At 42.8% G+C, this 24,469-nt stretch carries 29 protein-coding genes; 9 read left to right on the top strand and 20 right to left on the bottom strand.

The features are described 5' to 3' along the window. Window positions 1-81: 81 nt before the first annotated feature. From F3J22_RS14560 to F3J22_RS14550, 3 genes are all read right to left on the bottom strand, one after another. A complete protein-coding gene (locus tag F3J22_RS14560; RefSeq protein WP_167018597.1) occupies window positions 82-1,890 on the bottom strand; it encodes a DUF885 family protein in 1,809 nt (602 codons plus the stop codon). Between the two features lie 94 nt (window positions 1,891-1,984). Beyond that, window positions 1,985-2,794 carry an AraC family transcriptional regulator gene (locus tag F3J22_RS14555; RefSeq protein WP_167018595.1) on the bottom strand — a complete coding sequence of 270 codons (810 nt, stop codon included), beginning with the start codon at window positions 2,792-2,794 and terminating at the stop codon, window positions 1,985-1,987. Window positions 2,795-2,899: 105 nt separating this feature from the next. Beyond that, entirely contained in the window at window positions 2,900-4,120 is a 1,221-nt protein-coding gene (locus F3J22_RS14550) for a M57 family metalloprotease (RefSeq protein ID WP_167018593.1), read from the bottom strand. 233 nt (window positions 4,121-4,353) lie between these two features. On the opposite strand from F3J22_RS14550, the gene F3J22_RS14545 reads away from it, so the two are divergent. Next, a complete protein-coding gene (locus F3J22_RS14545; RefSeq protein ID WP_167018591.1) occupies window positions 4,354-4,953 on the top strand; it encodes a short chain dehydrogenase in 600 nt (199 codons plus the stop codon). A gap of 63 nt (window positions 4,954-5,016) precedes the next feature. Here F3J22_RS14545 and F3J22_RS14540 read toward each other — a convergent pair whose 3' ends face one another. Both F3J22_RS14540 and F3J22_RS14535 read right to left on the bottom strand, forming a co-directional pair. Then, on the bottom strand, window positions 5,017-5,454 hold the full coding sequence (locus F3J22_RS14540; RefSeq protein ID WP_167018589.1) for a carboxymuconolactone decarboxylase family protein: 438 nt from the start codon (window positions 5,452-5,454) through the stop codon (window positions 5,017-5,019). Between the two features lie 76 nt (window positions 5,455-5,530). Continuing rightward, on the bottom strand, window positions 5,531-6,103 hold the full coding sequence (locus F3J22_RS14535) for a Crp/Fnr family transcriptional regulator (RefSeq protein ID WP_167018587.1): 573 nt from the start codon (window positions 6,101-6,103) through the stop codon (window positions 5,531-5,533). 119 nt (window positions 6,104-6,222) lie between these two features. On the opposite strand from F3J22_RS14535, the gene F3J22_RS14530 reads away from it, so the two are divergent. From F3J22_RS14530 to F3J22_RS14505, 6 genes are all read left to right on the top strand, one after another. Beyond that, window positions 6,223-6,810, top strand: coding sequence for a Crp/Fnr family transcriptional regulator (locus F3J22_RS14530; protein WP_167018584.1), 588 nt, complete (start codon window positions 6,223-6,225; stop codon window positions 6,808-6,810). Between the two features lie 74 nt (window positions 6,811-6,884). Beyond that, on the top strand, window positions 6,885-7,421 hold the full coding sequence (locus F3J22_RS14525) for a YceI family protein (RefSeq protein WP_167018582.1): 537 nt from the start codon (window positions 6,885-6,887) through the stop codon (window positions 7,419-7,421). 10 nt (window positions 7,422-7,431) lie between these two features. Beyond that, a complete protein-coding gene (locus F3J22_RS14520; RefSeq protein WP_167018580.1) occupies window positions 7,432-7,650 on the top strand; it encodes a 4-oxalocrotonate tautomerase family protein in 219 nt (72 codons plus the stop codon). Between the two features lie 4 nt (window positions 7,651-7,654). After that, the gene (locus F3J22_RS14515) at window positions 7,655-8,389 is read left to right on the top strand and encodes an SDR family NAD(P)-dependent oxidoreductase (protein ID WP_167018578.1); all 735 of its coding nucleotides are present in this window, start codon (window positions 7,655-7,657) and stop codon (window positions 8,387-8,389) included. Between the two features lies 1 nt (window position 8,390). Further along, complete coding sequence (locus tag F3J22_RS14510; protein WP_167018576.1) at window positions 8,391-9,158, top strand: nuclear transport factor 2 family protein; 768 nt, start codon at window positions 8,391-8,393, stop codon at window positions 9,156-9,158. 4 nt (window positions 9,159-9,162) lie between these two features. Beyond that, window positions 9,163-10,233: a nitronate monooxygenase family protein gene (locus F3J22_RS14505; protein ID WP_167018574.1), complete on the top strand. Its 1,071-nt coding sequence runs from the start codon at window positions 9,163-9,165 to the stop codon at window positions 10,231-10,233. Between the two features lie 3 nt (window positions 10,234-10,236). Here the strand turns inward: F3J22_RS14505 and F3J22_RS14500 are convergent, their stop codons facing one another. The 11 genes from F3J22_RS14500 to F3J22_RS14450 form a co-directional block, all read right to left on the bottom strand. Then, window positions 10,237-10,599: an MmcQ/YjbR family DNA-binding protein gene (locus F3J22_RS14500; RefSeq protein ID WP_167018573.1), complete on the bottom strand. Its 363-nt coding sequence runs from the start codon at window positions 10,597-10,599 to the stop codon at window positions 10,237-10,239. Between the two features lie 17 nt (window positions 10,600-10,616). Then, window positions 10,617-11,531 (bottom strand): AraC family transcriptional regulator, encoded by a 915-nt coding sequence (locus F3J22_RS14495; RefSeq protein WP_167018572.1) that lies wholly within the window; start codon window positions 11,529-11,531, stop codon window positions 10,617-10,619. Between the two features lie 27 nt (window positions 11,532-11,558). Beyond that, a complete protein-coding gene (locus tag F3J22_RS14490) occupies window positions 11,559-12,392 on the bottom strand; it encodes an SDR family NAD(P)-dependent oxidoreductase (protein WP_167018571.1) in 834 nt (277 codons plus the stop codon). Window positions 12,393-12,514: 122 nt separating this feature from the next. Further along, window positions 12,515-13,069 (bottom strand): YceI family protein, encoded by a 555-nt coding sequence (locus F3J22_RS14485; RefSeq protein ID WP_167018570.1) that lies wholly within the window; start codon window positions 13,067-13,069, stop codon window positions 12,515-12,517. Between the two features lie 34 nt (window positions 13,070-13,103). Further along, window positions 13,104-13,991 (bottom strand): pirin family protein, encoded by an 888-nt coding sequence (locus F3J22_RS14480; protein ID WP_167018569.1) that lies wholly within the window; start codon window positions 13,989-13,991, stop codon window positions 13,104-13,106. Window positions 13,992-14,116: 125 nt separating this feature from the next. Then, the gene (locus F3J22_RS14475; protein WP_167018568.1) at window positions 14,117-15,919 is read right to left on the bottom strand and encodes an amidohydrolase; all 1,803 of its coding nucleotides are present in this window, start codon (window positions 15,917-15,919) and stop codon (window positions 14,117-14,119) included. Window positions 15,920-15,949: 30 nt separating this feature from the next. Continuing rightward, window positions 15,950-16,609: an isochorismatase family protein gene (locus tag F3J22_RS14470; protein WP_167018567.1), complete on the bottom strand. Its 660-nt coding sequence runs from the start codon at window positions 16,607-16,609 to the stop codon at window positions 15,950-15,952. 190 nt (window positions 16,610-16,799) lie between these two features. Beyond that, complete coding sequence (locus F3J22_RS14465) at window positions 16,800-17,372, bottom strand: Crp/Fnr family transcriptional regulator (RefSeq protein ID WP_167018565.1); 573 nt, start codon at window positions 17,370-17,372, stop codon at window positions 16,800-16,802. 80 nt (window positions 17,373-17,452) lie between these two features. Further along, a complete protein-coding gene (locus tag F3J22_RS14460; RefSeq protein WP_167018562.1) occupies window positions 17,453-17,995 on the bottom strand; it encodes a dihydrofolate reductase family protein in 543 nt (180 codons plus the stop codon). Window positions 17,996-18,058: 63 nt separating this feature from the next. Continuing rightward, window positions 18,059-18,793, bottom strand: coding sequence for a helix-turn-helix domain-containing protein (locus tag F3J22_RS14455; protein WP_167018560.1), 735 nt, complete (start codon window positions 18,791-18,793; stop codon window positions 18,059-18,061). Window positions 18,794-18,811: 18 nt separating this feature from the next. Beyond that, entirely contained in the window at window positions 18,812-19,495 is a 684-nt protein-coding gene (locus tag F3J22_RS14450; RefSeq protein ID WP_167018558.1) for a hypothetical protein, read from the bottom strand. A gap of 178 nt (window positions 19,496-19,673) precedes the next feature. Between F3J22_RS14450 and F3J22_RS14445 the strand changes: the two genes are divergently transcribed. Both F3J22_RS14445 and F3J22_RS14440 read left to right on the top strand, forming a co-directional pair. After that, on the top strand, window positions 19,674-20,927 hold the full coding sequence (locus F3J22_RS14445) for an MFS transporter (protein WP_167018556.1): 1,254 nt from the start codon (window positions 19,674-19,676) through the stop codon (window positions 20,925-20,927). A gap of 106 nt (window positions 20,928-21,033) precedes the next feature. Continuing rightward, on the top strand, window positions 21,034-21,558 hold the full coding sequence (locus F3J22_RS14440) for a YceI family protein (RefSeq protein ID WP_167018554.1): 525 nt from the start codon (window positions 21,034-21,036) through the stop codon (window positions 21,556-21,558). 208 nt (window positions 21,559-21,766) lie between these two features. On the opposite strand, the gene F3J22_RS14435 is transcribed toward F3J22_RS14440, so the two are convergent. The 4 genes from F3J22_RS14435 to F3J22_RS14420 form a co-directional block, all read right to left on the bottom strand. After that, window positions 21,767-22,264 carry a hypothetical protein gene (locus F3J22_RS14435; RefSeq protein ID WP_167018553.1) on the bottom strand — a complete coding sequence of 166 codons (498 nt, stop codon included), beginning with the start codon at window positions 22,262-22,264 and terminating at the stop codon, window positions 21,767-21,769. A gap of 13 nt (window positions 22,265-22,277) precedes the next feature. After that, window positions 22,278-22,952 (bottom strand): YjjG family noncanonical pyrimidine nucleotidase, encoded by a 675-nt coding sequence (locus tag F3J22_RS14430; RefSeq protein ID WP_167018551.1) that lies wholly within the window; start codon window positions 22,950-22,952, stop codon window positions 22,278-22,280. 126 nt (window positions 22,953-23,078) lie between these two features. Next, a complete protein-coding gene (locus F3J22_RS14425; protein WP_205195315.1) occupies window positions 23,079-23,645 on the bottom strand; it encodes a hypothetical protein in 567 nt (188 codons plus the stop codon). 147 nt (window positions 23,646-23,792) lie between these two features. Next, on the bottom strand, window positions 23,793-24,431 hold the full coding sequence (locus F3J22_RS14420) for an HAD family hydrolase (RefSeq protein ID WP_167018547.1): 639 nt from the start codon (window positions 24,429-24,431) through the stop codon (window positions 23,793-23,795). Between the last annotated feature and the right edge of the window lie 38 nt (window positions 24,432-24,469).

Below are 24,469 nucleotides of genomic sequence, written 5' to 3'. Positions count from 1 at the left end.
AAAAGAGAATACATTTTATCCTTGAAAAATACGGTAAATTAACCAGATTACCTGCTATCATGGGCATAATAAGGATTCCTGCTACCGCTCCCTGCTGCGCCTGCCTGTTTCTATGCCTGCATTCCAGTCGTCCAGGTAACGTTCCAGGACGTCCAGCGGCATACAGCCATATTTCAGCATGGCATAATGAAATGCCGGTGCGCTAAATTGATTCCCTTGTAACTGCATATACTTTGCTTTCAATGCCTTGATTTTTAATTCGCCAATCTTGTAAGACAACGCCTGTCCCGGCCAGGCCATATAGCGCTCAATTTCAGCCGTAGCTATCTCTTTGCTGACCGACTCATGGTCCATCATATACTGAATAGCCTGGTCTTTCGACATCCTGCCGGTATGAATAGCAACATCCACCACCAGTCGTATTGCCCGGTGAATTTCATTATTTAAAGCGCCCATTTTCTGGTAAGGATCTGTGTAACACCCCAGGCTTTCTCCCAGTGATTCACAATACAATGCCCATCCTTCCATGAAGGCGTATAAGGCATTCTGCCGCAGGAATGCCGGTAAGCCAGCCTGCTCCTGCTGCAAGGAAATCTGGTAGTGGTGCCCGGGAATGGCTTCATGTATGAACGTACATTCAATGCCATAAAAGACAACATTGATTTTCGAGGCATCCGGTACCGGCACAAAGAAAGTGCCCGGGCGCTTTTCCTTCAGATTACCCTTGATGTAGAAAGGCCCACCCATAGCGGCCTCCTGGAAAGGATCTACCCGACGGATAACAAAAGCAGTTTTAGGCTCATACTCAAAAAGATCCTTTAGATGTGGCTGGATTTTCTGGTAGATCCCACGATAGGCATTCAATACTTCCTCCGGCGTTTTAAATGGCCTGAACTGCGGATCTGTACGCAGAAAGCGGAAATACTCCTGCAGACTGCCTTTAAATCCCGTCTCCACCTTATTCTGTTCCATAGCCGCTGTAATACGGTTAACCTCGCTGATGCCGAGATTATAGATACTATCCGGTGTCAATGCGGCAGAAGTCGTATACTGCTTAATAAAATACCTGTACAGGCTATCCCCTCCCGGCAATGCCGCCAGCCCTGGCTGCTCCTGCGCATAAGGCAGATAATTGTGTTCCAGGTAGCCCGCCAGTGTATCATAGGAATGCAATACATAAGCCGGGATAATTCGTTGGTACATGACCGTTATACGCTGCTTTTCCTGTGCAGAAAATGAGGCAGGGAACTTATGGAGTGGCATGTAGAAAACACTTTTGGCGGTATCTCTCTCTGCCAGGGCAGCCATTTGCGGAATCATTTTGCTCACCAGCGATTTTGGCAATACCCTGCCCGCTTGCTTACCTTTCTCAAAATTAGCAATGGCGGTATCTGTCCACTGTTTAAAGGCAATCATCCGCCTGGCCCAGTTGTCATAATCCTTAGGCGTCGCAAACGGCTGGGGCCCTTCGCCTGAACCAAAAGAGGCCATATCTGTAGCAACAGCACCGATAAACTGATTAAACGGCATATACTCCAGGTGTAGCTGCAATCCTTCCAGGCTCACATTCAGCATATATTCCAGGATATCATAGTAGATCTGGTCGGCGGCCGACAGGCGGCCACGGTTGAATTGATGCAGTGCTGTTAAGGTAGATTGATAAAACGCCTTTCTTGATTTGAGAAAATCAGCAGCACCATCATTTTGCAGCAGGTCGTCGTATTGATGGTAGCCATCGGCGGTGGCCTGTAATGGGTTAAACCAGGCTTCCTTCTCATTATAACGCTCAAACAACTGATGTAAGGCCTGATTTTGCTGTTGCGCTTTTACCCCGCCCGAAAAAACCAGCGGAACACTTAAAGAGATAAAGAAACGGATCAATTTATTCATAATACTTCGCTTGACAGAACATGCTGAATGGCATTGCTCCTGCAGCGAAGGTAGGACCCTCGTCAGGCGAAAAATTGTACGTAATTAACCTGACTTATAGTTTCTGGTATTGTTTGGGGGTAATACCCGTAAGGCGTTTACAAGTTTTTATAAAGTGGGCCTGATCTGCAAAACCGCAATCATAGGCGATTTCCGTCAGCGATTGCTGTTTGGCCCTTATCATGGCCAATGCTTTTTCAATTTTTATTTTACGGAGATACTCCCCCATTGTACACCCGAAATACCGGGGAAAATACCGGGAGATCGTAACAGGATGCAGCGCTACTTCCACTGCAAGATCCGCAAGTGATAACGGGCTGCTCCAATTGTCGTACATAGCTTCTTTAACTTTTCTTGTCCAGGCAGGACTTAACTCCTGGTCAGCGGCGGGGGCACTGAGTAAATCCAGGCATAGCTGATGTACCGACAAACTACTCCCGATGGCATCATTCAGGTAATGCTCTGCCATAATTGTGATGAGCAGATGGCTGTTCCACTGGGTATTATCACTAAACATCCAGGATTCTTCCGGGATGGCAATATTGTATTTCGTGAAAAATTCGCTGGTAAATTCAAGATTAAAGATCCGGGTACCGGGCAGGTAATCGATATTCTGGTGAGGGATGCCAGGATAGTAATACAGCGATGAACCTGAGCGTTGTTGTCCACTGCCTTTGCCACGCATTTCCTTACTGCCCCCATTCAGGATATGCGAGAAATGCGGGTTTTCATGAAAATGCCAGTCAGATACTGTTCCTTCTTCATAAAAGTTTTCTGAAGCGATGATACCATCAAACAATTGCTGACGTACCGGTTCTCCAACATAGGTTCCTGCTTCCAATAATATGGCTGAGCTATTTTGCATGGTCAATACAAAATAGGAAATTTTCGTGGAATTTGTATAGCTGGCGGGCATCAATAACTACAACAGCTGGCTATTTTCACCAGCTGTTGTAATGTTTATAAGCTTTTACAGCGGCTGCCAGGAGAATTTCTCCCATGGGCCGATGGCTTCACGGTTGGCGATCAGTGGGTCAGCGCCGGCACTTTCAGCAGAAATAAAGCTATTATTCACAAATGCCTGGATACTGATGGTACCGTCTCCGTTGTTGATCCAGCGGAATTTTTCCCAGATGTTGATAGCAGTATGGTTGGCTATCATTGGAGATGCGCCGGCATTATCGGCACAAACGTAACTGTTATTTACGAGGGCTTGTAATGCAATAAGGCCGTTACCGGCATCAATCACCTTAAACTGTTCCCAGGCGCCGACAGCAGTTCTGTTGGCAATTAATGCAGCAGCACCGCCATTTTCGGCACAAACATACTTACCATTGATACCGGCTTTCAGGGAAATGGTTTGTCCTATAGGCGCGGCATCACCAGGATAAGTACCAGGATAGGTAGTTACCAGTGCAATCCTGTCGTAGAAAGTAAAAGGGCGGTCAGTATTACTGGAACAAGCCAGCATCCACGAGCCGGCAGATGGTGTCGTAGGTGTGCCCAGAATAGGATTGGCACCTACACCCGCATCTCCTTCATTGCCACCGCTGCCTCCGCAGCTAAATGCCCTGTTCATATAGTCGGTATGTCTGAAACCAATAGCATGGCCAATTTCATGTGCAATGGTGGTGGCAGCATCGGCACGCTGTGAGCTACCATTGTAGTAATAGGTATTCAGGCGTATAGGACTGGCAGGATTTCCTCCTGTAGGAAAACCTGCACTATACCCCAGTACATTGCTAACTTCATAGAAGGAAATAATGCTGATGTCCGCAGCAGCAGCCGAAGTAGCCCGCTGGAAGCTAAGAGCAAGATGCTGGTTGTTATACCTGCCCAATGCCTGATCAAACGCATTTTGCAGGTAACTGTCAAATCCACCGTCTATGAATACACGAATTGTTCGTGGAGTACCAGTAATCAGGTTATTGGTACTATAATGTTCTACCTTAACTTTTTTACTGTCTTTCTCATTTGCCAGCGCGCTGATCTGTTCAGGCGTCAGGAAAATATCATACTCCACGAGGTAGCCATCTTTGTACTTCATAACACCTTCGCTGGTATCGAAGCCGGCTGTCTTGAGTTTGGCGATAATATCGTCCGGAACCTTAGAAAGGGCCTTATCGCCTTTGTTGCAGGAAAATAAAATTGCTAACAGAAATAGGGTGAGATAACAAAACACTTTTTTCATTTTATATTGATTTTGGGTTCTTTGCTACAGGTATTGTTCGAGGGTTTGGGAAACATCACAATCTACTTTACCCCACTGCAAACCAATTGCACAGGATATAATATTATGGACTCCTATTTACCTGGAATCCGGATGATGAAATTTTTGTAAATTGTTTATTCATCTACCTGAATACCCAATAAACAGCTAACTTAATCGTCTGCATAACAAGACGATTAAAAAATAAATGCTACATGAAAATCCTGATTATCGGCGCCAATGGTACCATTGGCAAAAAACTCACCCCACAATTATCTCAACACCATACCATAATAACTGCAGGTAGAAACAGCGGAGATATCCGTGTAGATGTATCTTCTGAGACATCCATCAAGGCCATGTTTGAGCAGGTAACAGCCATCGATGCCTGCATCTGTATTGCTGCTTCCGGCCCATTGGATGATTTTTCCACACTTACGGAACAACAGCTTTCAGCTGATCTTAAAGGGAAATTATTTGGTCAGATAAACCTGGTACTCATCGGCCAGAAATATTTAAATAACAATGGTTGTTTTACGCTAACCTCCGGGATATTTGCTGACATCCCATACAGGGGAGTGACTGGTGGCGCCATTACCAGCGGTGCTTTACATAGTTTTGTGCTGTCGGCAGCCATTGAATTACAGAGAGGGCTTCGGATCAATGTTGTAAGTCCGGGGATGGCGGAAGATTCCGCAGCCGATTACGGCCACCTGTTTCCTGGCCTGAAACCTGTATCCATGCAGGCACTCGTAGATGCTTATGAAAAAACTATCAATGAAGATATTACCGGGCAGATCCTAAGGGTATACTAGTCAGTAACAACAGTTGCAGCGTTCAAAACAACGCTGCAACTGAAAATTTCTGTACCAGCTTTACTATATAAGTTCCATATGCGTACTGACAGCAATCCTGTTCCAGGAGTTAATCGTAGCGATACACATGATTATCTGGGCAATGGTATGCTCATCGAAAGTCTCTTTCGCTTTTTGATAAGTGGCTTCAGTAAGGCCATGCTGACTTATCAACGTAATTTCTTCCGTCATTTCCAGGATTACCTGTTCAGCGTCGGTAAACAGCGTAGTCTCTCTCCATGCGCTCAATACGAATATCCGTTGTGCCGTTTCCCCCAATTGTAATGCTTCTTTTGAATGCATATTCAGGCAGAAAGCACAGCCATTAATTTGTGATGCACGGAGCTTAATTAAATGTATCTGAATAGGAGTAAGATTGCTGGTTTTAAGATATTGCTCCAGCATATACATTCCTTTATAGGCTTCACTTTCAATTTTATTAATATTAATTCTCTGATCCATAATCTGTATTTTTAAATCATTAATTGAACCTGAGAACAAAATTGAGCAATGTATGTTTAAATAAACTTGAACTGGATTAAGAAATGTGCTTTTTCCGGAGTTTACTGAGATATTCAGGCGTGAATCCCAGGAAAGAGGCTAACAGATACTGAGGAACACGTTGTACAAAAGCTGGGTACTGCCTTACAAAGTTCTCAAATAATTCTTCCCGCGACAACTCATACAACAGCCTGATCCTGTGTTGTGTAGCTGCATAAGCCCGTTGAAATACCAGGTGAAAATACCTTTCCATTTCAGGAAATTCTTTTAAAAGCCGCTCCTGGTGCTCTGCAGAAAGTACCATGACCACCGTTTTTTCAATTGCCTGAATCGTATACTGCGATTTTATACCCTTCGAAAATGCATTAAAATCCGTAGCCCACCAGTTTTCCAACGAAAACTCCACCGTTTGTACGACACCGTTAGTTTTGGTAAAACAGGTTTGCACACAGCCTTTACAAATAAAGAACTTTTCTTTGCACAACTCCCCTTCTTTCATTAAAATTTCTTTTTTGTTGTAGGTCCGCTCTTCGAAAAAATCAGCCAGCGATAATAACCTTTCCTCATTAATGGAAATATATTGCAGGATATGTGTATTGAGATAATTCATAACTGTAAAACTGGTGTAATGTCTATTTATCTAAATTACGAAAAGCATCGGATTCAATGGTATTCCAGTCATTCTGGTAATTAATCGTATATTTCATTACAGATTCTACAAACTAAAAAATGGCACAGGATATCAATATATTAAAAGCGCATGTTTCCAAAACGATTTCTTTGACGGAAGAGGCATTCCTTCATTTCAGCTCGCATTTCAAGCCGCTCTCCTTCAAAAAGGGCCAGGCAATTGTAACGGAAGGCGATAAGGTAGAAGGAGAATATTTTGTGCTCAATGGTTGCCTGAAAGCTTTTTATATTAATGATGAGATAAAGATGCATATCCTTCAGTTTGCCATGCCTACCTGGTGGACCTCCGACTATGACGCGCTCTACAATCAGACCAAAGCAACCATCAATATAGATTGTATTACAGATGCTGAAGTACTGTTTCTCTCCGGAGCCGACCGCGAACGGCTGTGCAAAGAAATCCATGAGGTAGAATATTTCTTTCGCTGGCGCACCAACAGAGGATATGTTGCCGCCCAAAGGCGGCTTCTTTCCCTCATGAACAATGATGCAAAAACCCGGTACGAGGAGTTACTTAAATTATACCCCCAGCTATACACCCTGGTTCCCAAACACCTGATTGCCGCCTATCTGGGCGTTTCCAGAGAAACACTCAGCCGTTTATATAATGCCTCCAACAAAAAGTGATGTAGATCACGTAATCACCCCATAGCGCCTTAGTTACTTTGTATTGTAAATTTTAAAACAAAAAAATACAAAGTATGAAAACGCAAAAATTCAACATCGACGTTACTAAAAGTAATATTGACTGGGTAGGTAAAAAGGTTACCGGCGCCCATAACGGCACCATTCAGCTGAAAGGAGGAGAACTCATTATTTCAGACGGACAGATCACTGCCGGTCAGTTTGTAGTCGATACTACTTCCATCAGGATACTTGACATCACCGATCCGGCTACCAATGCCCAATTTGCCGGACACCTCGCCTCCGACGATTTCTTTGGCATCGACCAGTACCCCGAAGCTACCTTCGTCATCACAAGTGTTAATGATCAACATGTTAGCGGTAATCTTACCATTAAAGGCATTACCAATCCGGTAGCATTCGATATCGCTACCGCCCTCAGCGACGACCTGTTAACCGCTACCGGTAAGATTATCATCGATCGCACCGCCTATGGCATCAGATTCCGGTCAGGAAACTTCTTCCAGAACCTGGGCGACACGCTCATCTATAACGACTTTGAGCTAAACTTTATATTAACCGCAAAAGCAGTCTTAGCACATGTTATTGTATAAATACCGTTTTATGCCATTCGTAAAAATTGATTTAACCCGGGAAGGCGTTACCCGTGAAAAAAAACAGCAGCTTATAAAAGGTATAACTGACCTGTTTACCACCATTCTTAATAAAGATCCGCACCTTACCCACATTGCTATACAGGAAATAGATTTAGACAACTGGGGCTATGCAGGGGAACAGGTATCCGTGTTAAGAGAAAAAAACATCACAGCAGATAAAAAATAGCAGTATGAGCAAACAAACAATTATTGTAACCGGTGCGTCATCAGGCATAGGAGAAGCAATAGCGAAATATTTTCTTGAAAGAGGAGATAATGTTGTCATCAATTCATCTACCCCGGAAAAATTATCATCCGCATACAAAAAGCTCGGATACAGTGAAAATCTGGCCATGGTAGCAGGAGATGTTAAAGATAAAAAGACCGGCGAACAGCTGGTGGCGCTCGCGCTGGAAAAATTTGGCGCCATAGACGTACTGGTAAATAATGCCGGCATCTTCGAAAACAAAGCATTTCTTGAAGTGGACGAAGCATACCTCGATAAATTTTTGAACACAAATCTCAAAGGAACGTTCTTTACTACACAGGCAGTTATTCCGCAAATGTTGTTACAGCAAAGCGGGGTAGTCATTAATATTGGAACGCCACTGGTAAACTACGGGTTAGGAGGAGCGCCGGCAACAGCACCCATTGCAAGCAAAGGCGCTATACATGCCCTGACAGTACAGCTGGCAGCAGAATTTGGCAAAAAGAACATCCGCGTAAATACCATTGCCCCCGGTGTCATCCGTACCCCCATGCATGGTGATGGAAGTGATAAAATGGCCGGCTTACACCTTGTCAACCGGGTAGGCGAAGCAGAAGATATTGCAGAAATGGTATACACTGTGGCTAAAAGCAATTTTATCAATGGTGCCACAATCAACGTGGATGGTGGCATGGGAGCCGGATATAATTTAATTTAAAATGAAAAACATACTTCTGACGGCTTTGCTGGTCTCCCTCTCGTGGACCAGCAAAGCACAAAACAAAACTACCATGGAAACACAACATCAGGATTCCATCGCTATCTCCCAGGTACTGGAGAACAGCTATTTTAAAGGAATTTACGAAGGCGACGTAACCTTATTAAAATCTGTTTATTATCCCGGCACATTGCTATTCGGCGACGTAAAAGGCCAGCCATATGCCAAAACCTTACCTGAATACCTCGACGGCGTACAACATCGCCAAAGTCCTAAAAATTCCGGTAAGCTTTTCAAAGGGGAAATCATTACTATTAAAGTGGTAAATTCCATCGCCATCGCAGAGGTACGGGTAAGCATGTACGATTTTGTCTACCACGAATTCCTGTCCTTTCATAAATTTGACGGAAAATGGCTGCTGGTAAATAAAATGATCAGTGACACCGCCGGCCAGCCCGTTACTGCTACGGAAAATAAAGCATATGTGGTGGCGTATATGGATATTTTACCGGCTTTCGAAAAACAAGTAAAAGATGCGTTGAACGTGATGGCGGAAGAAAGCAATAAGGAACCAGGTTGTGAGCAATTTACCGTAAATACCAAAAAAGATGCGCCATTATCTATTGTAGTCTATGAGATATACAGCAATGAGGAAGCTTTCCAGGTCCATAAGACATCACCACACGCAAAAAATTTCTTCGAATTTGTAAAAGGGAAAATCGTAAACGATCATATTCAAGTCGATTTACTGTCAGGCTTAAATCATTAAACGGATGTGGCATCAAACTAAAGTAACGGAAATATTAGGGATCAGGTATCCTATTCTGCAAGGGCCCTTTGGTGGCAACCTTTCTTCCACTCAGCTGGTGGCCGCAGTATCCGAAGCAGGTGGCTTAGGCGGCTACGGTGTATACACCAATACGCCGCAGGAAATTGCAGACATTGACAAACAAATCAGAAATGCTACCAATAAGCCCTACAATTTAAATCTCTGGGTTTCAGATACTGATGCAACAGAGGGTACTGACAGCCAGTATAAACAGGCAGTACAACTGTTCGGGCCTTACTTTGAAGAACTAGGACTACCAATACCACCTAAACCTGAACCCTATTTATCCAGGTTCGAAAACCAGCTGCAAACTATACTGGATATACAGCCCAGGGTATTCAGCTATATGTTCGGCAAACTAACAGCGGATATTATAGCTGAATGTCACCGGAAAAATATCATCACTATCGGCACCGCCACCACGCTGGACGAGGCCCTGGCACTGGAAGCTACCGGAACTGATTTGATAATTGCTTCGGGATTTGAAGCTGGTGGCCATCGTCCTTCATTCCTGGACAACGCCGCTACTTCGGCCACCGGCACTTTTGTACTGGTGCAACTGATCAGAGAAAAAGTAAAAACCCCCGTGATAGCAGCAGGTGGCATCGCCACAGGTGCAGGTATCAAAGCTGCCATGACATTAGGTGCAGAAGCCGTACAGATAGGAACTGCATTTCTTGCCTGTGAAGAATCCAATGCCTTACCGCTACATCGCGAAATGCTCTTCTCTGAAAAAGCAAAATATACCACCCTTACCCGCGCGTTTAGCGGCCGCCTGGGCCGGGGTATCAGCAACCGCATCTCCGCAGCCACCATCGGTAAAGAAGATCAAATACTTCCATTTCCATTACAACGGCAGTTCATGTCTTCCCTTCGGAAAGGAGCAATAGACAAACAAAAATGGGATATGTTATTCTTCTGGGGCGGGCAAATAGCGCCTATTCTAAAACATAGGAAAGCAGCCGTTTTGATGGAAGCATTGATAAAAGAAGCAACCGCATTGTTCACGACATAAAATTCATTCATTCATTTCCAAATAGGCTGCCCGGGTTTTCTTTGGCAGCTTTCTCACTACCTGCTCCAATGAATGTTTAATCCAATATTTCACTGTTTTATCATTCATATCTCCGTTCAGCGTAATACTGTTCCAATACTTTTTATTAAAATGCCATGCAGCCTCAACACTTCTGTATCGTTCACGCAGCTCTATGGCCTCATCAGGATCACATTTAACAGAGATTTTCAACGAAGCATCATCCATAGGAATTACGGCAAACCATTTGTCATATATTCTGAAAATAAGATACTTATCCCCAAATGGCATGTACTCCGTCGCACCTTTTAATGAAAGGCAATATGCCTGTAATTGTTCAATATTCATACCTACAGGTTTAATATTCAGTTAAATGATTGCCGATATGCCACGGGGGTAACATTCGTTTTATTCTTAAACATTTTATTAAATGACTGCGCATATCCAAATCCCAGACTATAGGCAATTTCACTCACGGAAAGGTTCGTCGTTGTCAGCATATCCTTTGCCGTTTCTATCAGCTTATCCTGAATATGCTGCTGGGTACTTTGTCCTGTCAGGTTCCTGAGCAGATCACTCAGGTATTTGGGAGATAAATGTAGCCTGTCAGAAAAATACTGAACAGCAGGAATGCCATTCGCCCGAAGACTTTCATCTTCAAAATATGCCGTCAGTAATTTTTCAAATTTAGTCAGCACATCATTACTGGCGGCTTTCCTTGTGATGAACTGCCGGTTATAGAAACGGTTACAATAATTCAACAATTGCTCTACCTGGGAGATCAATATATCCTGACTGAATTTATCAATATTGAAATGATATTCCTGACGGATGGCATTCATTATTCGTTCGATGATAGCAGACTCTTCTTCAGAAAGGTGTAAAGCCTCATGCATCTGATAGGAGAAAAAACCGAAATCCTTCATCCTGGCAGCCAACGCATACCCCCGCATAAAATCAGGATGAATAAGCAATGTCCATCCTTTTAATTGCAGATTTTCAGACAATGCTGAAACAATTACCTGCCTGGGGCCATGAAACACCATCACACCATCATCAAAATCATAATAATGCTGTCCGTATTTCATGGTACCTTCATATCCGCATTTTCTGCTGACAGCATAGAAATCATACACTTTCGACTTTAATTTCTCATCTGAAAAACTCCTGATGTCTGCATGGTCTATTACGCTGAATAAAGGATGTCTGGGCTTATCTATTCCCAACAGTCTGTGGTATTCAGCAATTGTTTTTATATGGTAAGGTATCTCATGGCTCATTATACAGCATTTTCAATCTTAATTTAGCTATAAATTGGTGGACATGGTAATTGATTTATAAGCCTCAAATTCTTTCAGGTCCTGTTCTCTTTTATCCATAATCATCTTATATGCATCAGGCCCCAGTATTAAATGAACGGGAGGATTTTCCATATGACTGAGACGCACCAATGCCGCTACCAGTTTGCCAGGATCTCCGGGTTGCGTTCCTGCTCTGGCCGACATTCCCTGCAACACCTTGTAGCTTTCATATTCACCTATAGGATGCCGGGTATAGGTTAAGGAACCTTCTTCCAGGAAATTTGTTCTGAAAGACCCCGGCAATACTACCGTTGCCCTCACCCCAAAAGGCGCCACTTCCTGCGCCAGGGCTTCTGTCAGGCCCACCATACCAAATTTGGAAGCAGCATAACTCCCTATATTCCCTACTGCAACGTATCCTCCGGCTGATGCTATATTAATGATATGCCCCGATCGCTGCTTCCGCAAATGAGCCATGGCAGCCCTGATTACATTCGCCGTACCAAATAAATTTACATCCATAGCCCTTCTGAACTCCTGATCTGTCAGCTCTTCCATACTTCCAACAAACGCGAAACCAGCATTGTTTACAACGATATCCAAACCGCCAAAATGAGCGACAGTACGGTTGATGGCCTCAGTAACAGCATCGCTGTCAGTAATATCCAAAAATATTGGCAAAAAGCGCTCACTGGCATCCTCTCCTACGGCTGATATCAATTGTTGCAAATTCCTGGAAGCTGCTGCTACGCAATATCCTTCCTGTAATAGCAATCTTGTTAATAGCAACCCTATTCCTTTTGAGGCCCCGGTAATAAACCAAACCTGTGTACTATTCATAAAATATTTTTTTTCGGTAATACAAAGTTGGCACATTGTTTTTTCCGATGATTATCCGGATTACCGGAATATGTATCCGGATAGCCCTATACTGAAAAAAGCCCCGTAGGGCTTTTCACACATTAATTTCCACGCGCCAGCTGCACTTCAATATCTATCCAGACATCTTCCCCTACCAGCACACCACCTGTCTCCAAAGCCGCATTCCAGTTAAGTCCCCATTCTTTGCGGTTTATCTTCCCTTCGATATTAAAAACCGCTTTTTCATTGCCCCATGGATCTTTCACGATACCATTGAATTCTACATACAACTTCACCTGCCTGGTAATACCTTTGATCGTGAGGTCGCCATAAAGGTAATAGTCATTGCCTTTATCCACCTTTTCATAGGTATTTCCTTTGAAGGTAATTTCCTTGAAATTTTCCACATCAAAAAAGTCAGCGCTTTTCAGATGCTCATCCCTTTTACTATCGTTGGTGCTGATAGAAGCAGGATTAAGCCAGAAATCAATTTCAGCGGTAAGAAAATCATATCCTGTAGTATAGATACTTGCATCATATTCATTAAAATGTCCTCTGACATTGGTAAACATGAGGTGTTTAACTTTAAAGCCGATCTGGCTGTGCATGGGATCTATCACCCATTTTGTCTGTGTAGGTATGTCCTGCGTTTGCATAATTTTATTTTATGTAGATGAATAATTATTGATTTTATTGTGCTTGCTGTTCATATTTTATGTGGCCATATTTCCCTTCATAGAAATCATTATAGGCCGTTGCGATTTCCTTTTGTGTATTCATCACAAAAGGCCCCTGCGCCACTATTGGCTCTGTATAAGGCGCTCCTCCAAACACAATAGCGGTAAGCAGACTATCCGTAACATTTTGTATGTCGATCTCACCTGCTGCAGTATCAAACACTAACAACTGCTGTTCCCTGTATGCAACATCATTGATAACGGCACCGGATACAGGCAGAAACAAGGCATACTCTCTACCTTCCAAAGCGTTTAATGAAAAAGATTTACCAGCCTCCAGCTGGATATGATAGATAAACTGCTCGCTGTAGGCCGGAATAGGCGATGTCTGTTGTAGGTATTCTCCGGCAACAACTTTCAGCCATCCGGCGTTATCCGCCAATGCTATTTTAGGCATTTCAGCTGCCTGCACCGGCCGGTAATCCGGCTGTTCGGCTTTATTTTTAGCAGGGAGGTTTACCCAAAACTGAAAACCGTGGGTAAGCCCGTCGTTCGTATTGGGATCAGGATTCATCGCCTCATCATGGATAATACCGGTGCCGGCTTTCATCCACTGCGCTCCGCCGGAATATACTTTCGCATGATGACCATTGCTATCGAAGTGGTCCGCTTCTCCGTTCAGCACATAGGTTAGCGTGGCTATACCGCGATGAGGGTGGGCGCCGCTGCCGTTCACGAACTTCCGGGGCTCATCAGCAGCGTGAAACACTGGTGGCACATAATCCAGGAAAACAAAAGGTCCCACTGCCCGCACTTCATGATCAGGAAGTACCCGATAGATTTTATATTCGCCAACATCAGCCCTGTGGCCTTGCTTTATGTTTATTACTTGCTTTTTCATGATATTTCTTTTTGTGTGTAAGTAAAATTGACCATACAAAGATGCGATGGATGCGGGGCCGGAAACGATGACAAATCGTATAAAAGGTTGTTGATAAATATCAACGTTTCCAGCCCCACAAGCTGCTATGGATGTGTATTGTAATAACCACCGAAATATTTCACCGGCGACCATGCGGGCTGTATTTCAGGAAGCCGTGGTGCAAGACCTGCATAATTTTCTGTACCAAAAACCACACGTCCATCTACCACAGTAAGTACAGCAGAGATATTGCGGATCTCGTCTTCGGGCACCGTAAAATAATCAGCGCTGAGCAACACAAAATCTGCCAGGTTGCCGGGAGCGATTTTACCTTTTTCATTTTCCTGATGCTCAAACCAGGCAGCACCTAATGTATAGAGCCGCAAGGCTTCTTCTCTTGTCAGCCGGTTGTCAGCGGCCAGCACTTCTGTACCAGATACTGATTTACCGGTAACCATCCATCCGATGCCTATCCAGGGATTATAGGAAGAAGCACGAAAACCGTCTGTGGTCATGGCCACCGGGATCCCTTTTTCGAGAAGGCGGCGCAAAGGCGGTGTTTGCAATGCCTTTTCCCTGCTATAGGTTTTAATAAAGGCGTCTCCATGCAAAGCCATCTTATCATCCAGTGCAATACCGCCTCCCAGCCTTTTTACCCTGTCCATATTTTCAGGACTGATGGTTTCTGCATGTTCTATACTCCACCGCAGGCCATCTAAGGGCGTCTCCTGGTTTATTTTCTCCAAGGCATCCAGGAATGGCGTAATATTTTCATTGTAGCTGATATGCATCCGGAAAGGAATTCTTTTCTTTACCAGCTTACTCACATCTTCTTCTATATAATGGCGCATAGAATCAGGATTGATGATAAATGCCGGCATATCAAAATTCTCATGGTCGTGTAATTCCTGTCTCAGCACTTCTCCGGCACCTTCATACTCGTGTCCGTGCGCCATGGAGGGGTGCATATTCTCTCCCGGACTGATCGGTGTTTTTGTTACCATATTAATCTCTGCATCTACCAGGCTCCGACTGCTGGTGTCTCCAAATTGAAGATCAATAAACGGGAAACGGATGTTTAACTGATTATTGTTAATTAAGGTCTGTAGCGGAACATGTCCCTGTGGATAACCAACCATACTTGCGCCATCAATCACAGAGGTAATACCGAATCGATTGAGGTCGTTGATAACATACCTCAGTGAATTGACTTCTTCTTCAAAAGAAGGCTGCGGCGCAAAATACTCCATGGCTATGAAAGTAAAAGAGTAGCCATGTATGATCCCTGTATACCTGCCTTGCTGGTCCTTCTCCAGTACAGTCCCCGGATACATGGGAAACTTGTCAGTACCGATACCTACCGCCTTCATGGCCAGGTCATTGAGAAATGCCTGGTTATAGGCATATTGGACTATCAGAGGCCGGTCCGACACTGCTTTATTGAGTTCCGCCATCGTTGGGAACCTGTTTTCTTTAAACTGATACGGCGACCAGCCGCCTATTACTTTCACCCATTGTCCTGGTGGTGTTCTTTTAGCCTGTTCACTCAGCATCTCCAGGGCACGCTTCAGGGTAGGCACACCATCCCATCTGATGTTATAATTGTAGTTTTTTTCATTCAGTACGTGGACGTGAGCGTCATTAAGTCCAGGTATTAACCTTCTGCCATTGGCATCAATTAACCTGGTGTTGCTGTCTTTCAGCAGGAGAATATCTGCATCAGTACCAACGGCATATATTCTGCCTCTCTTTACTGCCAGGGCAGTAGCATTGGGTTGCGAGCGATTTTGTGTAGTGACCTTCGCATGATAGACGATCAGGTCTGCGCCAGTGAAGGGGCCTTGCGATTGCGCGGATGAGATAGTGGCAGATAGTATTGCCAGCGAGATTACAAATAGTATTTTCATTTTTCTTCCTTTTTAAAGCGACGGATAGTTTCAGGCCTTGGTAGCCCAGTTTTTTTCTTCTTCACCTTGTTTAGCCCAGTTGGGTAATGGGAAACCTTTTCTCTTATAAACTTCCACCAGGTATTCCGGGAAGATTTCGCGGGCGAAATTCGCTTCGGGTTTGGCCCAATCGCGGAACCATTCGGTAATCATCGCCACTGTATTATTAGGTACTGCCCCCGCCTGGATGAGTCGCGCCACTGCCATGTCATGTTCCTGCTTCGACCGGTCTCCTACTGCATCTTCAATAAACATCACTTCATAGCCTTCTGCCAGGGCTTCTACGGCAGGGTAAGTCAGACAAACAGAAGTCACAATACCTCCCATGACCAGCTTCTTACGCCCAGTAGCCTTAACTGCATTCACAAAAGCCTCATCTTCCCAGGCATTCATGGTTGTACGGTCAATTTCTTCAATGCCAGGCAAGGCATTTTTTAAAGCTGGAATAGTGGGTTTTTCTATCCCCATTTTTACGGCTACAGTACTTAATACAACGGGGATATTTAATTTGGTAGCCATTTGAGCCAGCGCTACTGCATTCAGCTCAATTAATTTCAAGTCCCTTTCATGGATATTATCCATCACTTCCGGTTGATAATCTATCAGGATAAGGGCGCTGTCTTCGGCTTTCCAGATGGCATTTGATTTCATAACATTATTTTTTGTAGTGAGAAATATGTGTGATTAATTCTCTACAAAGATGCTATGATGGCAAGGCTGGATACGATGACAAATCGTACAAAATACTGTTGATAAATATCAACAGACAGCTTTCTAAAAAACATAGAAAGCCCCCGCGCGATGCACGGGGGCTTTTAAACCTATTTAATAAAAACATTATTTAACGCTTAGTCCTTACCCGGCTAAGTGTTTCCTTGGTTACGCCAAGATAGGATGCAATAATATGTTGTGGGAAACGCTGTATAAATTCAGGGTAAGCATTCGCCAGTTCGGCATAGCGTTGTTCTACAGACATACTGATGGCCGCATTAATCCGTTTTTGAAAAGCAATGGAATGCATTTCATCCAGGTTGCGCGCCAGCTCATTCAAGGCAGGAATTGTATTAAATTCTACTACGCTGGCTTTGGTAATGGTAAGTATGTCAGTATCTTCCCAGGCGTCGATGTTATATTTGGAAGGGGTCAGCATGGCAAAACTTTCACGATCCCCTGCCCACCAGTTTTCAATATAAAGGCGAACGATATGTTCATTCCCTTTGTCATCCACGCTGTATTGCCGCATGGCGCCTTTCACGATAAACCCCATATACTTGCTTACATCACCTTCCTGCAGGAAATACTGGCGTTTGCGTATCCTGCGAGGCGTAAAGATATTTTTAATGATATCTATATCACTGTCTGTCAGCGGTGTTGATGTATGGGTATTTATGTACTGAATAAGGGCCTCGTGCATTGCGGTTTAAATAAATAAATGGTGAACAAACCTGATTAACCTACAAAATAGGAAATTTTAATCATTTTGCCCATGGTCTGTCAGGAAGGCTCATAGACAAGTTCCACCACGCCGGATTTAAAAACACGGGTGCCTGTCAGCTTCAGATTGATTCGTTCCTTTACCTCTTCAAACAATGGCTTGCCTGCGCCAAGTACCACCGGATGTACATACATTTTATAGACATCAATCAGTCCGGCTTGTATGAAGGTTTTAATAAGGTTTGCTCCGCCATACAGCCAGATATCCTTTCCTGCCTGCTGTTTGATGGCAGTCACTTTTTCAACGATGTTATCGCTGATTAAGGTAGCATGTGGGTACTCTCTTTGCTGCCTTGAAAAAACATATTTCTGTTTGGCATGAATACGGTTCCAAACAGCTGTCTCATCAGCACTGGCATCAGAAGCCGGCAGATAATTCCCCCATGCATCATAACTTACACGGCCATAGAAAATCGTATCAATATCTGACAGAAAACCTTCAAAGTTCATATCGTCTTCCAGTATACACCAGTCAACTTCTCCGTTAGGCCCTTCAATAAACCCATCTAAGGTCACAGCTAAGTTCAGTACTATTTTTTTCATGCTATCAGTTTTAACAAAAGTAATTACAAGACAGTATATATCTTTTGGAAAAAAGCGACAAAATCATAATTGAGCAGGGGTGTGTCCGGTATAATATTTCATTTCATTTGTGAAATGTGCCTGATCATAAAATCCGCATTCAAAAGAAATATCTGCAAGGCTATGCTTGTTATTGTCGGCTTTCATCATTGCCAGTGCAGACTGGAAGCGGATGATATTTACATATTCTTTGGGGGGCAGTCCGATGTGCGTATTAAACAGCCTTTCCAGCTTCCGCGGGGTGATAAAGTTTTTTTTAGTAAGATCATATATGCTTATTTTCCCTTTGGAGAGATGAATTTCCTGCAGAACAGATTGTAGTACCGGATTCATATCCAATTTCCTGTCCAGGAAATAGCTATTAAGATACCTGACAGGATCTGTATATATCTTCCCAATCTCAAAGGAATGGGCTACATCGAAAATAGTTGTATAATTGACTAATTCCTGTTGCGGAATATATTTGTATAAAGATGAAAAAGCAGCAGGCTTAAAGCAAACACCTAACAGGTGTGTCTGCTTATCTATAAAACTATCTTTAAATGAATGCATGGCGCCAACCACATACGTTTTGCCATGTTCCATGATAGTCTGGCCGTTATCAGTCTGGCAAGACTCACCAAGATTTACAATAATCCCGGGACAACCATCCGGGAAGATTCGCTCCCATTGGCCGTCTGTATCATCCCCTTGTAATTCCCAGAAAGAATGAATATGGGATGATAAAGTGGAAATAGGTGTTGTCTCTGCATATTTCATTAATGGAAAAGTTTACTATTATATTCCAGCAACGCGGCCTGTAATCTTGCTACTGTCGGAAAATTCCTCTTCACATCTTCCCTCAACAAAATACATCCCGGTGCTTTCTAATAAATCATGGGTGATCATATCAGGCTCGTAGGCTGTAACATGAATCCCCCCATATTGGCATAAAGTAAAAGCCATCTTTTCATTTGTATCACAGAAAAAAATAAATGCAGGAGCTCCCGCATCACAGCGTCCTATCCAGAACATGATGTCAATCAGCGCAGGCATGTCAGTTAAACTTAATCTGAATGCTTCTTTATAAGCCAAATCCCGGGTGATATGATGAAACTTGCTGACCGCCTGTTGAAACGGTTCAAATTTATTGCCAGGGTTCCCGACAAATCGCTGTTTCACTTCTGCCATTACGATTAAATCGCTTATCTGAAGTCGGGTACATATCTTTGTGAGCTTTTCCGCAATAGCAGCTGTAAATGTATTAATATTATCGTGATCGAACGTAATAACGCTATTATGTTTGATAATATCAGCAGGTACCAGGTCTATCGCATCATGCATTTCGATATACCGTTGTTTATCATCGGCTGTTTCAAACAAATCATCCGCATCAAACATAGACTGCTGCATGTTTATAATCTGGGCAGTCAATTTCCTGTAATTATCAAATACGTATTGTCGGGTAATTAGTTCGATCATAGGTTAATAATTTGTATTGTAAATTTCAAGGTAATAGATTTTAACGCAGATACAAAAAACATTTCTGAACCACCAGATAACTTTTCCACAAAATCAAAAAAGATGTGACAAAAATATCCGGATAACTTTCATCGGTTATTTTAGTTTTGCGACTCTATCTACCACAAAAATCCACATAATGGCAAAAGCTAATAATCTGCATATTTTATCTGTTTTAAAGAACCGCAATTATATGCTTTACATTGGCGGAAAAACGATCTCGCAACTAGGTACCTGGATGCAGCGTACAGCTGTCGTATGGCTGGTATATTCCATCACACATTCTTCTGCCTTGCTGGGTGTAACTGTTTTTGTGGAAACATTTCCTTCATTTCTTCTCTCCATTGTTGGCGGTGTTGCTGCCGACAGATGGAACCGTTATAAAATAATACAGATAACCCAGATCGCCTCCATGATACAATCGGTGATACTTGCGCTGATGGTATTTCTCGGACACCCGATTATCTGGTTAATACTGGCACTAAGCGTACTACTTGGTATTATCAATGCATTTGACATACCCGCACGGCAAACACTGCTAAACGATGTAGTAACGGATAAAAATGATTTGCCCAGCGCCATCTCCTTTTCTGCTGCCACCGCCAGCATAGCTCAGTTATTAGGGCCGGCACTTTCAGGAATTGTACTGAATGCATTTGGTGCTTCCGTTTGCTTTATCAGCAATGCCGCTACTTTTATAGCGGTCATTATCTCATTACACTTCATGGATTTACCGACGTATGTCCCGAAAAAATCGGATAAGAAAGTCCTGGGTGATTTTGCAGAAGGCTTTAAGTATATCATCGCCAATCCAAATATTGGTATGATTATCTTGCGTATGGCACTGATCAGCTTATTGGTATTACCTTTCAGTACTTTATTACCCGTATTTGCCAAAGTAATATTTAAGGGAGATGCCTCCACATATGGCTATATCAATAGCGTTATAGGGATAGGCGCGGTGATCTGTACCGTTTTCCTTACTACCCGCCGCCCTGATGCCGACATGAAAAAGCTGCTGTTCGTAAGTACTTTATTATTGGGGGCTGGATTAATCGTGTTTTCACAGCTAAACAGCTTTCCTGTAGCAATTCCATTTATCTTGCTTGCCGGTATCGGCACTGTCTCCCAGTTTAATATTTCTAATATTATTGTACAGTCAGAAGCAGCCCCTGAGTTCCGTGGGCGCTCCATCAGCATATTTTTAATGGCCGCTTTCGGCATGATGCCTATCGGTAGCCTGCTCATCGGAATGGTATCAGAACATACCGGCGCGCCAGCAACCGTTCTGGCAGCCGGGATATTTGCATTTATTATTGCACTGGCTTTTGCCTGGATATCGGTAAAAAAGCTTAAAAAAGCCACTACAGAGGATATGGTTGAAAGTATTTAATTTTATGTTATTTCATAAAGTTGCCAGAACATAATCTGATCAATTTGGTTATAGGTATCAATATTTCGTTTTCCTACTGAACCTTTAAAACCTTAAAATTACAATTATGGCAACATGGAAAATTGATCCGGTACATAGTGATATTGAATTCAAAATCAGGCATCTGATGATCACTAATGTAACTGGCTACTTTAATAAATACGATGCTACCGTAGAGAGCAACAACGACGACTTTTCAGATGCTAAAATCTACTTCTCTGCCGATGTAGATGGCATCTCTACAAAAAACGAACAGCGCGACCAGCATTTACAGTCCGAGGACTTCTTTCATGCGGCCCAGCACCCTAAAATAACTTTTGAATCTACCAATATTAAAAAAGTAGATGAAGAGGAATATAAAATCAGTGGAGATATTACCATGCGTGGTGTTACCAAACCGGTGGATTTAAATGTCACCTACAGTGGCATTGTAAAAGACCCTTATGGTCAGACCAAAGCCGGTTTTGAGCTTAGTGGCAAGCTAAACAGAAAAGACTTCGGCATCACTTTCAATGCCGCAACAGATAGCGGCGGCGTAATGCTGAGTGATGAGGTTAAGTTTTATGCAGATGTACAATTGATTAAACAATAATATTTTCTTACTAACCCATATAAACAATAAAGCCTCCGATCGGAGGCTTTATTGTTTATATGTTACTTCTTTTTAAAATCAAACCCGATATTAGTAATGTTCTCCCGATATAAATCACTATCACCCCCAAAAACCACATATCCGTTTTCTGCAGCCGCTTTAAGCGACGAAGCAATCACCTCCTGGTTATGTCTCGCCTGCTCTCTGCTTAAAAATACTTCATACTGCCCCTCGGGTTCCTCCATAAATACATCCGTCCATAATCCAATCCCATAGCCCAACTGCCCCCATCGTCATAGGATATATATAATATCACACAACGATTGTCCGGGTAGATGAATGTATTATCTTCATACCTCATCTTGTAAGATAAACTTACTACAGACAAGACGCCACCTATTTCACTTTCTTCTTTCACAGAGGCATTTTCAAACCATTTATCAATAGACATTTCAGCCGAGTCTTCTATACTCCAGTAACCTTCTTCAAAAACAGAGGTAAAGCCTATTATTTCAAGCCAGGGAAAAAAGGACATGAAACGGTATAGCTCCTTCAGGAAGATGGAGGTAGTCACCACATCATAGGAGGCCACCGTCCTAACATCCCATGACCCTACATGGTAACAATGCAATATTTTTGCTGGTGTCAAAAAGAATTCTTCTGTTACAGCAAGGTATGATGACTGTTTTTCTATCAGTGCAACCATCAGGGTATAGGTCTTAAATAATTTCTTTCAACTGAGATAAATGCCGGATAGTATAATTTGGTTTTACTGGCAGAAGATTATGTTGATCACCAGGGTTATACCAGCAGGTGGCTATATTACAGCCAGCCGCACCTGTGATGTCTGCCTCCAGACTATCTCCCACGAACAGTATTTCTTCACTTTTCAGTTTACTACGCGTCATTACCTCTTCAAAAAAGCGGCTATCAGGCTTCTCGAATCCTACATTATCTGATACATAGAGATCAGCAAATGACTGGAAGAGCCCTGCTAATTTCAGGCGGCTCTGCTGCATGGCCAGGAAGCCATTAGAAGCTACATACAATGGATATTTAGGGCTTAAATACTTTACCACTTCCAATGCTGATGGTTCCAGCGCATACTCATTGAATAAATTCTGCTGATACTGCTCTTTCATCTCCTCCGCCGAAGCATCAATGTGCAAACGCTCAAAGAACTGACCAAACCTGATATCTGTTATTTCCTGCACGGAGATTAAACGTTGTTTCTGTTTAGCCCACAGTGCCTGGTCCATCTCACGGAAAACTTCGAAAATATTCTCATTAAACGTTAGCCCCTGTGCATCGAAAGCCTTTGAAAGTGCAAGTCTGCTAGAGGTTTTAAAGGTTAATAAAGTATCATCTACATCAAAAAAAATCGCTTTATACATATTAAATTTTCGCTTTATCACTACCTGAAATGAGTATGCAAAACTAAGAAAATACCCGGTCAAAAGAAAGCCTCATCTATCGGGCAGACGAGGCTTTACAGGTATCCTTTCTGAGGGCCATAATTTTTACTGTGAGATTTCTTTTGCTAAATACTCCTTCTCGCGCATTTTTAAGTGTTCCAGTATATATTCACCAGGAAAGCCTTTAGATTGAAGCCACTTAATCTTCATTATATCATTGGTAAGAAGCTTGTACGCCAAAAAGCCTTCATCCACATCACCGGGAAAGGAAAAGCGATAGGCCCATTTATATAATAAATTTTCCGGTTCTAACTCCATCGCCTTCTTTTGAAAAGCAATAGCTAACGTAGTATCCTCTAAACCAAAATACCATTCAGCGATATGGAGAATTTTTCCAATAAAAAATAAATACTCCGCATTATCCGAAAATTTCTCCTTTGATCTGTTGAACCATTTTTGAAGTAAATATTCCATACCAGCCTGTTCTTCATCGGGGTAATCTTCTTCTACTAAAATATTATGGAATATATAGATCCCTCTAATGTTTAATTCAACATCGTTAAGATTTTCTGTTAACAGTTCATCTACTAACCGTACCGCCGACTTCCAATCTCTCTTTTTATGAAAGCCAAAGTCATTTTCTATGTTCGTTAAACTTTCTTTCCAATTCATCAATAGGTGCTATTTTTTTCAGATATGCTGCTTCTATTCCTGATCACCCCATTTTTCAGCTGGGACTCGTTCGGTAAAATCAGCGTACGCATAGGTAGCGTATTCGGCAATATGCCGTGTATATTCTGTCATGGAATCGATCTTATCTCAGAAGAAATCTATTAATTTCTTAAAATCGTTAATTAAAAAGGTAGCACCTTGTTCACGAAGCTGGGTTTCGCTATGGTTGCCATAAGTTACACCACAGGTGGCACATCCGGCTCGCTGTCCCATCTCTATATCGAAAATAGTATCTCCCACTACCAGCGCCGCTTCAGGCTGGGTTTTAGTAATTTCCAGGATACGCAAAACCATATCTGGTGCAGGCTTCTTATTTTCCACGTCCTGCTCTCCAAATACCAAAGCAATATATGCTGAAATCTCCAGCTTCTCCAGTAATACCTGGAGTGCTTCTTTGCCTTTGCTGGAGGCCACTGTAATAGATATACCTTTGGAAAACAACGACTGCAGGGTATTTTTCACATTGGGGTAAAGCACCACCATTCCGGCGCTGATTGGGTTATAATGAGCCCTGTAAATACCGATCGCCTTATCCAGACTCACTTCATCAGTTATACCTAACGCTTTGATAAATGTCTCCCGGATGGGAAGACCAATCAGATATTGTACGTCTTCATCCCTGATATTACCGAGCCCCAGCTCTTTTGCAGTTAGCTGAACAGTTTTAATAATACTGCTCCTGGTGTCAGCAATGGTTCCGTCGAAGTCTAATATCAGTGTTTTCATAATAAACGTGGTCTATCACTATTCCGGTGAAAACAGAG

It is taken from the genome of Chitinophaga sp. Cy-1792 (assembly GCF_011752935.1).
Lineage (GTDB): Bacteria > Bacteroidota > Bacteroidia > Chitinophagales > Chitinophagaceae > Chitinophaga.
Note: the sequence above shows the minus strand (reverse complement) of the source record. Positions and strands in the feature narration are given on the sequence as shown.